General features: G+C 37.1%; 11 protein-coding genes. 3 read left to right on the top strand and 8 right to left on the bottom strand.

Annotated elements, in window-relative coordinates; genetic code table 11:
• Positions 1–879, bottom strand: coding sequence for a carbohydrate ABC transporter permease (locus NV377_RS22420; RefSeq protein ID WP_258203045.1), 879 nt, complete (start codon positions 877–879; stop codon positions 1–3).
• 102 nt (positions 880–981) lie between these two features.
• Between NV377_RS22420 and NV377_RS22415 the strand changes: the two genes are divergently transcribed.
• Entirely contained in the window at positions 982–2,805 is a 1,824-nt protein-coding gene (locus NV377_RS22415) for a cache domain-containing sensor histidine kinase (RefSeq protein ID WP_258203044.1), read from the top strand.
• 2 nt (positions 2,806–2,807) lie between these two features.
• Positions 2,808–4,433, top strand: a complete 1,626-nt coding sequence (locus NV377_RS22410; RefSeq protein WP_258203043.1) for a response regulator transcription factor — start codon at positions 2,808–2,810, stop codon at positions 4,431–4,433.
• A gap of 200 nt (positions 4,434–4,633) precedes the next feature.
• Here the strand turns inward: NV377_RS22410 and NV377_RS22405 are convergent, their stop codons facing one another.
• The 6 genes from NV377_RS22405 to NV377_RS22380 all read right to left on the bottom strand — a co-directional run bounded on the left by NV377_RS22405 (position 4,634) and on the right by NV377_RS22380 (position 11,075).
• Positions 4,634–5,908, bottom strand: coding sequence for a methyl-accepting chemotaxis protein (locus tag NV377_RS22405; RefSeq protein WP_258203042.1), 1,275 nt, complete (start codon positions 5,906–5,908; stop codon positions 4,634–4,636).
• A gap of 183 nt (positions 5,909–6,091) precedes the next feature.
• Positions 6,092–6,940: an inositol monophosphatase family protein gene (locus NV377_RS22400; protein ID WP_258203041.1), complete on the bottom strand. Its 849-nt coding sequence runs from the start codon at positions 6,938–6,940 to the stop codon at positions 6,092–6,094.
• 199 nt (positions 6,941–7,139) lie between these two features.
• Complete coding sequence (uvsE, locus tag NV377_RS22395) at positions 7,140–8,162, bottom strand: UV DNA damage repair endonuclease UvsE (protein ID WP_258203040.1); 1,023 nt, start codon at positions 8,160–8,162, stop codon at positions 7,140–7,142.
• Between the two features lie 3 nt (positions 8,163–8,165).
• Entirely contained in the window at positions 8,166–8,480 is a 315-nt protein-coding gene (locus NV377_RS22390) for a hypothetical protein (protein ID WP_258203188.1), read from the bottom strand.
• A 150-nt stretch (positions 8,481–8,630) separates the two neighbouring features.
• Complete coding sequence (locus tag NV377_RS22385; protein ID WP_258203039.1) at positions 8,631–9,743, bottom strand: D-alanine--D-alanine ligase; 1,113 nt, start codon at positions 9,741–9,743, stop codon at positions 8,631–8,633.
• Positions 9,744–9,851: 108 nt separating this feature from the next.
• Positions 9,852–11,075 carry an amidase domain-containing protein gene (locus tag NV377_RS22380; protein WP_258203038.1) on the bottom strand — a complete coding sequence of 408 codons (1,224 nt, stop codon included), beginning with the start codon at positions 11,073–11,075 and terminating at the stop codon, positions 9,852–9,854.
• Between the two features lie 847 nt (positions 11,076–11,922).
• Here NV377_RS22380 and acnA point away from each other — a divergent pair.
• On the top strand, positions 11,923–14,634 hold the full coding sequence (gene acnA / locus NV377_RS22375; protein WP_308860213.1) for an aconitate hydratase AcnA: 2,712 nt from the start codon (positions 11,923–11,925) through the stop codon (positions 14,632–14,634).
• A 69-nt stretch (positions 14,635–14,703) separates the two neighbouring features.
• Here the strand turns inward: acnA and NV377_RS22370 are convergent, their stop codons facing one another.
• On the bottom strand, positions 14,704–15,393 hold the full coding sequence (locus NV377_RS22370; protein ID WP_258203036.1) for a SurA N-terminal domain-containing protein: 690 nt from the start codon (positions 15,391–15,393) through the stop codon (positions 14,704–14,706).
• Between the last annotated feature and the right edge of the window lie 124 nt (positions 15,394–15,517).

Genomic DNA, 15,517 nt, shown 5'->3' with positions numbered 1-15,517 from the left:
TTATGCCTCTACCTCCTTACTTTTCGTTAAGCGAACTTGGAATAATGTAATAATAGCTACTGTCACAAAGAACAGTAATGCTTTCGCGGTACCAAGTCCATAACGGTTATTTTGGAACGCTTCATTGTAAATGTTCATAGCAACAGATTCTGTTGATTTGTACGGTCCGCCTGCGGTTAACGATAAGTTAATATCAAAGATTTTAAATGACCAAGATATAGCTAAAAATAAACAAATCGTAACTGCTGGCATGACTAAAGGAATCGTAATACTGCGCAACATTTGCCAGCGATTAGCTCCATCAATTTCTGCCGCTTCAACAACTTCTTTCGGTACATTAGTTAGAGATGATATATAAATTACCATCAAGTAACCAGCTGAGTGCCATACAAACACAGTAACAATACCCCAAAATCCAGTAGTTGGATCACCTAGCCACGCTAGTCCAAAAAATGACCAGTCAGTAAGTTTATAAACGGTATCAAACCCTTTTACAAAAATAAACTGCCATATAAACCCTAATAGTAAGCCGCCAATAACATTCGGCATAAAGAAAATCGTACGCATAACGTTCCGTAGCTTTAATGCATTCGTTAATAAATATGCAAAAGCAAAGCCTACTATATTAACCAACACTACACCAACAATGGTAAACTTAGCGGTAAATAAAAACGACTCCCAAAAGTTAGAATCATTCGTGAAAAGCGTTTTAAAGTTACTAAATCCTACCCAGTTGACTGTTTTTGCGATACCATTCCAATCCGTTAATGAATAGTACATCCCTAATACAAATGGTACTATCATAATAAGAACGAAGAATATAAACACGGGTCCAACAAAGAACGATTGCAGTCCCCATTCCGTCTGTCTTTTTTTCATGAGGTATCTCCCTTCTTAACTCTTTTATGCTATATTAATGTCATTATAGTGATATGAAGAACAAACAAATACCTACTAGCGTGAACTAAAAGGGGTAAAATATTGATTGGAAGTGTTAGATTGAAGTTTAAAACGATTCGAAGTAAGTTAATTGTTTTTTTATTACTTGCAACTATTATTCCCATTTCAGCTACGATGTTCGTCAGTTATTTTTATACGAACGAATCTCTAAAAGAAAGAGTGGCTTCAGAAAATATGAACTTACTCTTTCAAGGGGCGAATAATTTATCAACTTTATTAGATAATTTAAATCGAGCAAGCTCTAATATTTATACGATTCAATCGCTTATTCAAGGTGGCTACAATGATATGTTTAGTGAATCGCGTGTTTATGATTCATTGCGTTACATGACAACTGTAGTTCCTGATGTGTATCAAGTGTACTTATATGAAAATAAAAATAACAAAGCAACGCTTGTTACATTAAACACACCTAGTCGTAACCATAATATCGATGTATATCCCACCACGGATACTAACGAACAAATATTACCTACCCATTTAAGCCATACGTATGGATTAACATCATTAACAACTAACAACTATACTGCTCGTCATGTATTTACTTTGCAAAAAAAAATACAAAAAATACCTTCCACAGAGGTGATAGGTCACTTAGCAATTGATGTTGATATTAAAGCCATTACTAACATTGTTCATAATTTGTATGATTCGGGCGATGAAAAGTTCTATATTATTGATCATAACAACCAGTTAATTTACAGTGATGATGCTACGCAATACGGACAACCTTTTGCTTCTAATTGGTACGACGAAGGTGTGCTAGCTAATGAACAACTTCAAGATTATTTTGAATCAGAAAACAGTTTATTTGTCTATCAAAAAATAAAAACCAATTTAACCGATTGGAAACTAGTGAAGGAAATACCTATCGCATATTTAACGAAAGAAACAAAAAAAGCTGCTACGATTAACTTATTGTTGTTGACCATCTCATTAATTACTATTGTTATTGCAACCGTCATCATTTCTATTCGTATTACAATGCCGATACGTCAGCTTTCAAGATATATGAGTTTAATTCAAACCGGACAATTAGATGTCGCTATTCCATCCGTGAAGAATCAAGATGAAATTAGTAACATTATTAATCGTTTTCGTGAAATGATGAAAACGATTAATAACTTAGTTTTACGGGAGTATAAATTAGAATTATCCAGTAAAAATAACCAACTAAAGGCAATGCAAGCACAAATAAACCCACATTTTCTCAATAACACTTTGCAAATTATCGGAACTTTAGCTTTAGAACAAAATAATGATCGAATATATAAACTACTTTCTTCTCTAGCTAAAATGATGCAGTATAGTATGCACAACAACAACAAAGTAGTTAAGCTAAACGATGAACTTGATCATGTCAAAGCTTATATTGAATTGCAAAAAGAACGATATGAAAATCAATTTTCAGTACAATATACTATTGATGAAACTTTACTATCTTTGCCTGTACCAAAGTTGATACTACAACCGATCGCAGAGAATTATTTCAAGCATGGTTTTGAGCGAAATAAAGATAATCAGCAATTAATGATTCAGGTCAATGCACTACATGCTAACGTTATATATATCAAAATAAGCAATAATGGATTGCCTATTGCCCCTGAAAAATTGCATGAGTTAAATCAAAAACTAGAGCATACTGCGATCAATTTAATTAACCATATTGATCATGATAGCAATGAAGATACGACACATCCTTCTATCGGTCTAAGTAATGTACTAACAAGATTAAAACTACTTTACGATAATAAAGCAACTTTAGAAATTGGTAATAATGCTGAAAACAAAGGGACTTCTGTCATGATTACTTTTCCTGCACAAGTAACATTGGAGCGTGAATAATAATGAAAGCTTTAATAGTTGATGATGAATCTCGCGTACGAAAAGCGATTAGGTTATTGGTTAATTGGGAAGAACATGGGATTAATGAAATCAAAGAAGCAGATGGTGGGAACAAGGCAATCGAAATGATGAGTGATTACAAACCTCAGATTGTCATTATGGATATGATGATGGATGCCGGTGATGGCATTGCGTTAATGACCTGGATAGAAAAATTCTCAAAAACTTGTAAATTTATCGTAATAAGTGGACATGGTGATTTTGAATATATGCGTAATACAGTACAATGTGGCGGGATCGATTATATATTAAAGCCAATCGATGCTGATATTATAAATTCTGCAGTAGCTACAGCTATTAAGGCATGGTTAGCTGAGGAAAATACTCGCCAAATCCAATTCAATCAATCGATAATGCTTAATCAACTTAAGCCAGTACATGATGAGAAACTTCTTTCTGGGCTTATTAATGATACTGCAAATATTAACTACACTATACAACGATTGAAAAAAGATCTTGTTATTCCAAACCAAATTACTAATGCGCAACTTGTTATATTACAAATTAACAATGCAGACCAACCTTTATTAGATAGGTTCGGTAACGATGTGGATCTTTTACTTTACGCTATTGAAAATATTTGTAATGAGTGCATCGGAGGGAACTTTAATGGCGTAGCGTTTAAATACTGGGGTTCATTCGATCAAATCATTTTACTATTGTGGGATAATAAAGTGAATGGAGCTTTCATCACAAACAAAATTAATAATGCCATATATATCCATTTTTCCCGCAAGTTCCACTTCGGTACAACGACGCTAGTCAAGTTTCCAACTAGTCTAGCTAAACAATATGACGAAGCGATTTCGGCATTAGATCATCGTAATCTGCTCGATTTTGCATCCTATTTGCATGATGGTAGTGAAACAAGGCAATTCCAAAATAATGTAGCTTATTCTTTTGCTGATGTGAAGGAGGAATGGAGAGTTGCCTTACTAAGTGGCAATCAACATTTAATCCAGAAATATTCCATATCCTGTATAGAAAAATTTATGAATAACGGTTACATTAGCCCTCACTTATTACACTTATGGTTAGATGATATGTTTAGCTTTCGTAACTCATTATTACAAGAAATTTCGAACAATCAAAAAAACGAGTTGCTAACTATGCTGGAACATCAAGATACATTAAATATTCCACCAAACATCAACGATTACAGCATTAAATTACATGATTGGCGACAATGGGTATTGCAGTTTAACTTGAACCTATCGCAAGCAATTACTAGTATTCAACAAAATAAGTCACGTTCATTTTCTGATATTGTATCGTATATAGAGATTCATTATAATGAAGAACTTACTTTACAAGAAATTGCTGATACTTTTCTAATTAGTCGTGAATATATTTCAAGAAAATTCAAGCAAGAATATGCTATTAGTTTCACGGAATATGTAACTAGCTTTCGCTTGAATAAAGCAAAATCTTTATTGTTAAATCGCAATATTAAACTTAATAAAATAGCAGAAATGGTAGGCATACCAGATGTAAAGTACTTCAGCAAAGTATTCAAAAAACATGAAGGATTAACGCCAAATGAATATCGAAAAACTTTATCGCAATAAACATTTTTTGCAATTTCCACATATGATCAATTTCATTTTCATTAAATAATTAGAATTGCTAAAATTACTTTAGCAGTAATAGATTGATTTATTCTTTAAGTCTACTTTCTCAATACAAGTATATGAAGTGAGACAGTAAAGCACGACAAAAAACCCGAGAGCGGAATCATTCCACTCTCGGGTTTTATCATTGTATAATTTTAAGTTCTAAAGTAAGCTGCTTTCTGCAGAAGATCCGTTGATTTCACACGTAATTCATCAGTCGAAGCAGCGATTTCTTCCATCACTGCTGCTTGTTGTTGAGACGTATCATGAACGCGTTCTGCGCCTTCTCTAATATTCTCTGCCACTTGTGCTACACGACTTGTCTGTTCACGTGACTCATCTACTTGAACGGCTTGTCTTGCAAGTAATTCAGCCATTTTCTCGACCGTAACTGCCACAGTTACAGCATCTGTTTTCACTTCATGGAAAGCCTGTGCAAACTTCTCACCATTCTCTGCCTCTTGGCTAGAGAGCTTATATTGCTCTGTAATATATTGCACAGCACGAGCAACGCCTTGCTGAACCTGATCTATTAATGTACGAATTTCACCAACAGCTTGACCGCTACTATCCGCTAAAGACTTAACTTCTTGAGCAACCACGACAAACCCTCTACCTTCATCTCCCGCTCTCGCTGCTTCAATAGCTGCATTCAAGGCGAGCAGATGTGTCTGATCTGCGATACCGCCAACCACACTTGAAATATTTCCGATTTCTTCTGCTAGCTGACTTAGTTGGTCGATCGTTTCTAAAGAACCTTTGTTCAATGCTTCTAACTTGCGCATGCCATCTACAAGTGAACGGAATACTTCTTCACTTTGAGTCGCAGCGCGATTCATTTCCTCCGTACGTTGTTTAGCAACATTTGCCTCAGATTGCATATGAAGTGCAGATTGATATAGTTCATCTGCAGATGAATATAGTAAGTTAGTAGAACTAGCTTGCATACTCGTACCAGATGTAATCTGTTCAGATTGAACTGTCAATCCTTCAAGTTGAACTGCTGACTGATTGACTGCACCTTGCAATTCCTGAACATGTTTATCCGTTTGTGCTGAATTCTCTTTAATACTTTCTACTATTGTTCTGAATTGACGTAACATTGTATCTACAGCCACACTAAGTTGATACATTTCATCTCGACTTTTTATCTCTACTGAAGCTACATTCAAATTTCCTGTAGCCGCTTCAGTAACATTATTAGTCACAGCGAGTAAAGGCCGAAGTAACCATTTCGCAGCAAAATAACCGAATAATCCTGTCCAAAACACCCCAAAAGCAAGGGTTCCTACTACAAACAACCAGGTTGGTATTGTTTCAAACATTCCATCCATCACAAGTAAAATAAATGCGCTCGTTGCATAAGTAATTGAAGAGGCAAGCGTTATACCAAGCACGAATTTCCGTACTATGCTTTGACGAATTTTCATATTTTTGCTCCTTTACCCTAATATATTCTAATCTTAGTGTAGTTTAATAACGCACACCGTGAGAAATATCACTATTTGTAATATTACATCACAACTATTATTCACTATATTGTCAAATCTATCAATTCATAATTAGCTCATAACATCTAAACTTCATTATTATTTATAATTTCACAAAGGTTATTAAAGTAGTGACTTTTGTAATTCCTCAACTAACTCTGAATGAATAATCCCATTTGAAGATGCAATATTGCGAACTTCTAATGTATATGGGTTACCCGCAATATCCGTTACCGTGCCTCCCGCTTCTTGAATAAGAAGTGAACCTGCTGCAAGATCCCAGCTGTTCAAATTCATTTCCCAGAAACCTGAAAGACGTCCTGCTGCTACATAAGCCATGTGAAGCGCTGCTGAGCCTGAGACTCGAATATTACGTACTTTCGGTGCAAGATGTTGTAAGCTCTTCATATTAAGTGGTAGTGCATACCTTTGGTCTGCTGGGAAGCCTGTAGCAATAAGACTTTGTTGCAACGTTGCATCCTTGGATACAGTCAGTACTTTACCGTGTACATAAGCTCCTTTACCTCTTTCAGCTACGAAAAGCTCATCCTTCATCGGATCATAGATAACTCCAACGATGACCTCGCCCTTATAAGCTAATGCAATTGATACACAGAAAAATGGAAATCCATGCACGAAATTGGTTGTACCATCGATAGGATCAACTATCCATAAATATTCAGCATCTTTCACATCAGCAATAGCTTTTGAGGATGCTTCTGCACCAGGCTCAACACCTTCTTCACCTAGAAAAGCATGATCAGGAAAATGTGTTCCAATTAATTTTCGAATCAAACGTTCCGACCCTTTGTCGATTTCGGTAACTAGATCCGCAGTAGAATATTTTAATTCTAGATTCTCAAAGCTACCTAGCTTTATTTTGATCCATTCTCCAGCTTTTGCTGCACTATTAATGGCGACAGCTGTGAAACTCTTAATGCCAACAACTGGAGGCAATTTTTCTTCATTCACGATCTATCACTCTTCTCTCTTCACTTAATTTTGATTGTTTTCTATCATTTACTCGATATTCTCATTCATATTATTATAAATTCATGGTCTCTTCAAATATAGTTTTCGAAAACGGTTACATCTTATATGTGAAAATCTCCTATTGCCGTAGAAACTTAGAAAAATAATATTCTAGCTCAACAACAATAGGGAAAGTTGTTTACTGTGTCTTTATTTCAATACTAGCATCATCGATAATCGAAATGTCATCTGATGTAAGTGCAAGTTGCTTCAACTCGTCCATTAATTGAAATACTGCTTGATCTTTTGACTTCGCCTCTAACATACAATCAACATGACTCGCCTTTGAAGCAATAGCTCTCAGGAATTTAAGGACAGGAGCTACTTCAACAAGATCAGCATGCCCTCTTGGATCAGATATACTTTTCGGACTGGAAACGTGAATCTTCACCGGAAGTTGCTCTAAGCTAGATAGTTTCAATCGATGCAATTCTCTCTCCCAAGTTCCTTGGATACGTGGCCAAAATTGTTCCGTAAGCATTTCGTCAGTAATATGACCAGGATTAACCGCATGATGATGGATATCAAGCACCATCGGCACCGAAACCGCTTCTGCTGCTATTAAAGTTTCTTCTACATTGAATGTTTTATCATCATTTTCAAGCGTAATTCTATGCTTCAACCTATCTGGAAGGCTGCTAAACTGTTCTATAAAACGAGCACTGGAAGTGATCTTATCTCCGTAAGCACCACCCATATGAATGTTACATTTAGAACGTTCATCTAATCCCATTGCTTCCAGCATGTCGACATGATATTCAAGATCTTTAATAGAATTAGCAAGCACTTCTGGTCGAGGTGTACTTAATACGCAGAAATGATCGGGATGAAGTGATACTCTGATCCCTTTTTCTAACGCGTAGTCTCCGACCGCTTTGAAATCGTCAGCTAATATCGGATATGGGTCCCATCCAGCCAATCCATCATGTGTAGCAAGTGGAATAAGTTTAGATGTGAGCCGATAAAGCTTAACATCATTACCATGAGCGTGTTTCAACAAACGTAACGTACTATGTAAATTTTGTTGAGCGATCTGTTCAAGTCGCCCAATCGCAGCTTGACGATCATTAAGCTTAGAAAAGCTAGCATACGTCATCGTCTTCGATGGGGATGCATTTTCAAGGATGACACTCATTGCGACAAACCCAAATCTTACTTTCATATATTACCGCTCTCCGAAGAACATCTCATACGCTAATGCCGTTTGCACGCGTGCTTCTTCTTCTGTTAATTTACGAATAAGCTCCATCTCAACTTGTGTAACTTCTTCGCCTTGGAAATTGATTTCAGCGATAGATGCCAATATGAGAACAATCGCAATTGCTTCATTGTTTGGTGTGTAGGCAATAACCTTCTGACCAGTCGGATAAACTCTGAAACCTTTCTTTACCATTTTACCCTTACCGTACTCTAACAATTCATAAAGCTCTTGCTCAGATTTGAATTTACATACAGAGTTGAATTCAGACTGAAATCCCATAATTTTTTCCTCACCTTCGATATATTTATAATGTTTATTCATCATGTTAATGGCCATGCTTGTATTCCATTAAGTATACCATATTGCTAGCTAATCACAGAAACACCCGTCTCCCACCGTAGCAGGGACGGGCATCGTATAAAGTAGTTTTTACATATTATCGCCAACAAAATCAATTTGTTGCTTAGCCGCATGACGTTCGAAAGCTAAATTCAACAACTCGTCAAGCAATTGTTGGTAATTAAGTCCGCTTTCGCGCCACAACAATGGATACATACTAAACGGTGTAAATCCAGGCAATGTATTCAGCTCATTAATATAAATGTTACCGCTTTTTCTTTCTAAGAAAAAGTCTGCACGAGATAATCCAGTTCCATCAATAGCCTTGAATGCCGTAACTGCCATTTCTCTTAGCTCGGTCATTTTGGCTTCATCTATATTAGCTGGAATTGCCATTGTTGATTTACCATCGATATATTTCGCTTTATAGTCATAGAAGTCGTTAGATGAAATAATCTCACCAACAATAGATGCTTTAGGTTCATCATTTCCTAATACACTAACTTCTACTTCACGTGCATCTATAAATTCTTCAATAATTACTTTACGGTCAAAGCGGAAGGCATAATCAATAGCTTTTATAAGTTCTTCACGATTATTAGCTTTAGATACTCCAACACTAGAACCAAGATTAGCAGGCTTTACAAAGTTAGGATAACCAAGAGCAATTTCACATTCCATTAAGAAGAATGATTGATCCTTTAGCCATTGTGCTTTTGTAAAATAACGGAATACACATTGCGGAAGATTTGCATCAGCAAATGCCTTTTTCATGAATACTTTATCCATGCCTACAGAAGAAGCAAGTACTCCTGTCCCAACGTAGGGGATATTTGCCATTTCAAATAGACCTTGAATCGTTCCATCTTCACCAAATGTTCCATGCAACAACGGGAACATGATATCGACTTGTTGTTCATGCGTCACACCGTCTAGTGCGCTAAAAATAGAAAATAATGCTGCGTAAGTTGTTCCTTTACTTGATGCTTCACTAGCTTCAAAGCGTAATTGTTCGCCAGATGCAGGTGCCTCTATCATCGATGGACCAGTAATCCATTGACCTTGCTTCGTAATATAGAAAGGTTTAATCTCATATTTGTTATAGTCGAATTCTTTCATTACTGCAAATGCGGTGGACAATGATACTTCATGTTCCCCAGACTTACCACCGTATACAAGGCCTACCTTAACTTTGCTTCCCATTACTTTGCCTCCACTACTATCATTATAATGATATGTTTGATTATAATTTCTACGATTAATGAATGAGATATCTAAATATAAGACATGGAATATTAGTGTCGTTATCTATTATACATAGTCGGTTATGTGGAAGAAGCGGTAATGTGTATTAGGTGTCCAAGCATACGAATCCTTATAATCCCAATAACGATGTCTGCCTGCTGTTGTATTAGCGTTAACGAGCGGCTGACCCTTCGCATCAAATGCCGTCACAATAGTCGTATGCTGATATCGTGTATTTCCATTCCAGTCATACACAATAATGTCTCCGAGTTCTAACTCATCAGCGTATTCTTTCTCAATAGCCCGTAAACCTTGCTTCCGTGGTTTCATGAGTAAAGATGCCAATGCCTTAGAAACTGCCCAACTGTAACTCCACCATTCTTTACCTTGCTGTCTTCCTTTGTACCACCATCCACTATCTCTTCTATTAGTATAGATCATTGGTACGTCACCTGCAAAGATACATTGAGAAACATAATTCGTACAATTTGAATCAAATTCATCATAAGTAGGGTTTCCTTTATTCCACCATTGATCAGCGTATGCAACGACTAGATCACGCCGATAGCGTTTCCCTTGTGTCACTCTACGGAAATTAGGAATAAGATCTGTATTTAAGTATGGTACTGCAATGACAGGCGGTTCTTCTTCCGCTTCATGTTCAGAATTCCAATCCATAACTGCTCCACCAAACCGAGGTTTTCGTTCTAACATAATCGGTTCAATTTTGGATATTAACCATTTATCATGATCGTTCATTAACCATACCCGTTCATGATCATGACGTTCCTCTATATATTGTTGACCATCTTGTTGCAACCTTCTTTTCACATGTAGACGAAGATGTACAACAACCTCTCGATCTAATTCATTCACTTGTATAATTTCTGCCTTGGTTTCGCTACCTTCCGCATGAATACCTCGTAATAGTTCACGTTCACGAACACGTTCAAGTCTTTCTTCTACTCGTTCTTGATGTATTTCATCGCTATACAAGTCATTCAAGCGAGGTGCAAATTGATCCGTTTCAGCTTGATTGTACCTTGTTATATATTGCTGTAATGCTGGCTTCCAATCTAATTTACGTTCTTTGAGATTAGCCGAGCTTAATGGGGGCAATGATGCTTTGATTACAGGAATAATGGATTGCTGCAATGTATGAGAAATATAATTGTTGGACTGTCGCTGTGACTGTACTCTTGTCCCCTGTGTAGCATGTAATACAGCCTGCTTCTTAACTCTCGGGTCCTTTTTCGGTTTACGCTTTGTATTAGCTGATGACCTACTCATGTTTTCCCTCCCAACATATATAATCATTCCGTCCAAGCACAACGTATGAATAACTGGTTCATTATATGCGAGTACTAGCAAATACATGTAGAAATTGTTACTACTAGCCCGTCCTAATGCGTGATTAGAAAATTTTCTTGTCCACTGTGAAAGAACGTGGATTTGACGGTATAGACACTATTTTTCTGGTCTACTGAGACGAAGTGTACCGAATTGGCGCTATAGACGCTAATTTTCTGGTCTATGAAGACGTAATGTACCGAATTGGCGCTATAGACACTATTTTTCTGGTCTATGAAGACGTAATGTACCGAATTGGCGCTATAGACTCTAATTTTCTGGTCTACTGAGACGAAATGTACCAAATTGACGGTATAGACACTATTTTTCTGGTCTATGAAGACGTTATGTACCGAATTGGCGGTATAGACGCTAATTTTCTGGTCTGTAGAGACGAAATGCATCGAATTGGCGCTATAGACACTATTTTTCTGGTCTATGAAGACGTAATGTACCGAATTGGCGCTATAGACGCTAATTTTTTGGTCTATGGAGACGAATTGTGTAAAATTGGTGATATGGACACTATTTTTCTGGTCTATGGAGATGAAACACCATGAAGTGATGCAATTGAAGTGCTGTATAATTGAGTCGCTAGAACCCACCTATATTGGTAACTACAATTAAATCTCATCCTTATAGGGATGCTTAACAATATTTATGAGAAAGCTTACAAAATGACTTTACGTCCATGTAGTTTTACAGCTATACTATACATATACGGTTTTTGAAATTTAGTTTCACTCTGTGAAACTAAATCGAATTTATAACAAAAAGGAGACTCATGATGGCTACTCAAAATGAATATTCTGTTCGTTCCACATTAACCTCTGGCGGTAAAGAATTCACTTATTATCATCTTGGTGGATTAGAACAACAAGGTTTCACTGATATTTCTAAACTTCCTTTCTCTATTAAAGTGCTTCTAGAAGCAGCAGTACGTCAATTCGACGGTCGCGCAATTACTTCTGAGCATGTAAAACAATTAGCGAACTGGGCTAATGGTCGTGAAGATAAAGAAATTCCATTTATCCCTGCTCGTATCGTATTGCAAGATTTCACTGGTGTTCCTGTTGTTGTTGACTTAGCAGCAATGCGTGACACAGTGAAAAAAGCAGGTGGCGATCCTAAGAAAATCAATCCACTTGTTCCTGTAGACCTAGTTATTGACCACTCTATTATGGTAGATGCTTTCGGTACTCCTGAAGCTCTTGAATATAACACTAAAGTTGAATTTGAGCGTAATGAAGAGCGTTACCGTTTCCTTCGTTGGGCACAAACAGCATTTGATAACTTCCGTGCCGTTCCTCCAGGAACTGGTATCGTTCACCAAGTTAACCTTGAGTATCTTGCATCTGTTGCTGCTACAAAAACAATTGATGGCGAAACAGTTGTATTCCCTGACTCTCTTGTTGGTACTGACTCTCATACAACAATGATCAACGGTCTTGGTGTTGTTGGTTGGGGTGTTGGTGGTATCGAGGCTGAAGCAGGTATGCTTGGTCAACCGTTATACTTCGTTATGCCTGAAGTTATCGGTTTCAAATTAACAGGTAGCCTTGCTGAAGGTGCTACTGCGACTGACCTAGCTCTAACTGTTACTGAAATGCTTCGTAAAAAAGGTGTTGTTGGTAAATTCGTTGAGTTCTTCGGTCCTGGTCTATCTAACATCTCACTTCCTGACCGTGCTACAGTAGCTAATATGGCTCCTGAGTATGGCGCTACAGTTGGTTTCTTCCCAGTTGATAGCGAGACACTTTCTTTCTTACGTCAAACAGGTCGTAAAGAAGATCAAATTGAGCTTGTTGAAGCTTACTATAAAGCACAAGATATGTTCCGTACGAATGAAACTCCAGATCCTATTTTCTCAGATATTATCGAGCTTGATCTTTCTACAATCGTACCGTCTCTTGCAGGTCCAAAACGTCCGCAAGACCGTGTTGAACTTACGAACATGAAGGATGCTTTCAACGATATTATCCGCAAGCCAGTTGATAAAGGTGGCTACGGTCTATCTGAAGAGAAAATTGCACAAAGCGTTCCAGTTAAGCATCCTAATGGTGCTGAAACAGAACTTAAAACTGGTGCGGTTGTAATCGCAGCTATTACAAGCTGTACGAATACTTCTAACCCAAGCGTTATGCTTGCTGCTGGTCTAGTAGCTAAAAAAGCTGTAGAGCGTGGCCTTACTAAGCCTGCTTACGTGAAGAGTTCTCTAACTCCTGGTTCTCTAGTTGTTACAGAATACTTGAACAAAGCTAACCTAATCGCACCACTTGAAGCTCTTGGTTTCCATGTTGCTGGTTATGGTTGTGCTACATGTATCGGTAACTCTGGTCCACTTCCAGAAGAAGTTAGCCAAGCTATTTCTGACAATGATATGACTGTTGGAGCTGTTATCTCTGGTAACCGTAACTTCGAAGGTCGTGTTCATGCTCAAGTTAAAGCAAACTATCTTGCATCTCCTCCACTTGTTGTCGCTTATGCTCTTGCTGGAACGGTTAACATTGACCTTTCAACTGAAGCAATTGGCTATGACGCACAAGGTGAAGCTGTATACTTGAAAGATATTTGGCCAACAAATGAAGAGATTAAGCAAGCCGTTGCTTCATCACTTAACCCTGAAATGTTCAATAGCAAATACGAGAACGTATTTACACAAAATGAGCGTTGGAATGCTATTGATGTTCCAGAAGGCGAAAGCTATGAGTGGGATGAGAAATCAACATATATTCAAAATCCTCCATTCTTCTCTAACCTTGGTACAGAGTTGAATCCGATCGCTGATATTAAAGGCTCTAACGTACTTGCATTAATGGGCGATTCCGTAACAACGGATCATATCTCTCCTGCTGGTAACATTACAGTGAACAGCCCTGGTGGACAATACTTGATCGATAATGGTGTAGATCGTAAAGACTTTAACTCTTATGGTTCTCGTCGTGGTAACCATGAAGTTATGATGCGTGGTACTTTCGCTAATATCCGTATCCGTAATGCTGTTGCTCCAGGTACTGAAGGCGGCGTAACAACTTACCTACCTGATAACGAAGTGATGTCTATCTATGATGCTTCCATGAAGTATCAAGCTGACGGTAAAAACCTTGTTGTTATCGCTGGTAAAGAATATGGTACTGGTTCTTCTCGTGACTGGGCTGCTAAAGGTACTTACCTTCTAGGGGTTAAAGCTGTTATCGCTGAAAGCTTTGAGCGTATTCACCGTTCTAACCTTGTAGGTATGGGCGTGCTTCCGCTTCAATTCAAAGCCGGAGAAAGCTGGAAAACTCTAGGTATTACTGGTCGTGAAGTATTCGATATTACTGGTCTTTCTAACGATGTTCAACCTAGCCAAGAAGTTAAGGTTACAGCGACTCGTGAAGATGGTACTGTGTTTGAATTCGACGCTATCGTTCGTCTAGATTCTCTAGTTGATGTTGATTACTACCATAATGGCGGTATTCTTCAAACAGTACTTCGTCAAATGATTGCTAACATGTAATTAATGGAATAAAATATAAGACAAGAGGTAAGCGATCCGACAGCGGAAGCTTACCTCTTGTTTTTTGTGTTATATATTTTTGTACGTAATGTCGATGTTTCTTCTCTGCTTATCAAACAGATCATCCTGATATTTTTCAAAATCCTTCATAGAGGTCACGATTTTCTCAGTACTAAGATATTCATACAATTTTGAAAAGTACGCTCCTTCTTCATATTGGTCACGAAGAAGCTCACTATCTATAAATTGTTCTAATGTTAGATTGGCACTTTGCGCCCAAGCTTTAAATAATATTAATGTATCATTTTGTTGTACATCAACTTGTTCGCTATTCAAGAAATCATCTTTCATCGTTTCAATAAAAGTATTTACCTCATCATCTTCCACAGTAATCCCTTTACTTTTAGCATCTACGATCATAAGCTGCCTTGCAACTAGATTATTAATAATTTTTTTATCATTCGTCTTTTTCGTATTGGCACCTAACTCATTAAACATTTCTGTAGAATATTTACTATACAAAAAATCAAATTTTGTTACTTGAAAATCAGCTGTTTTCGCTATCACTTTACCTTTGTCAGTTATAGATTCATCATATATTTTATTAAAGTAGCTTTGAATGATCTCTTCATTTCCAGCGATGCTTATGACAGAATTTGATAAACGAGTTTGCTCATTTTGATAAATGAAATAGGATAATGTTACTGCTAATAGTGTAAAAATAATAACGAAAAGCTTTATCAGCGTTCTTCGTTCCAAATTAGCACCTCCTAGATTGACTTTTTCGTTAATCTATAACAAAATTCATTTGACCTTTGTACGTATTATAACATAACTAATTTCCATATATTACATTTTAAAATATCCTTCATGATTGGATTTA

It is taken from the genome of Paenibacillus endoradicis (assembly GCF_024721975.1).
The sequence above is the reverse complement of the archived record's forward strand: the minus strand, read 5'-3'. Positions and strand labels throughout refer to the sequence as shown.

Coding starts and splice junctions, on each gene's coding strand:
- NV377_RS22420 (WP_258203045.1), bottom strand. CDS start 879: ATGAAAAAAAGACAGACGGAATGGGGACTGCAATCGTTCTTTGTTGGA.
- NV377_RS22410 (WP_258203043.1), top strand. CDS start 2,808: ATGAAAGCTTTAATAGTTGATGATGAATCTCGCGTACGAAAAGCGATT.
- NV377_RS22405 (WP_258203042.1), bottom strand. CDS start 5,908: ATGAAAATTCGTCAAAGCATAGTACGGAAATTCGTGCTTGGTATAACG.
- uvsE (WP_258203040.1), bottom strand. CDS start 8,162: ATGAAAGTAAGATTTGGGTTTGTCGCAATGAGTGTCATCCTTGAAAAT.
- NV377_RS22390 (WP_258203188.1), bottom strand. CDS start 8,480: ATGGGATTTCAGTCTGAATTCAACTCTGTATGTAAATTCAAATCTGAG.
- NV377_RS22385 (WP_258203039.1), bottom strand. CDS start 9,743: ATGGGAAGCAAAGTTAAGGTAGGCCTTGTATACGGTGGTAAGTCTGGG.
- NV377_RS22380 (WP_258203038.1), bottom strand. CDS start 11,075: ATGAGTAGGTCATCAGCTAATACAAAGCGTAAACCGAAAAAGGACCCG.
- acnA (WP_308860213.1), top strand. CDS start 11,923: ATGGCTACTCAAAATGAATATTCTGTTCGTTCCACATTAACCTCTGGC.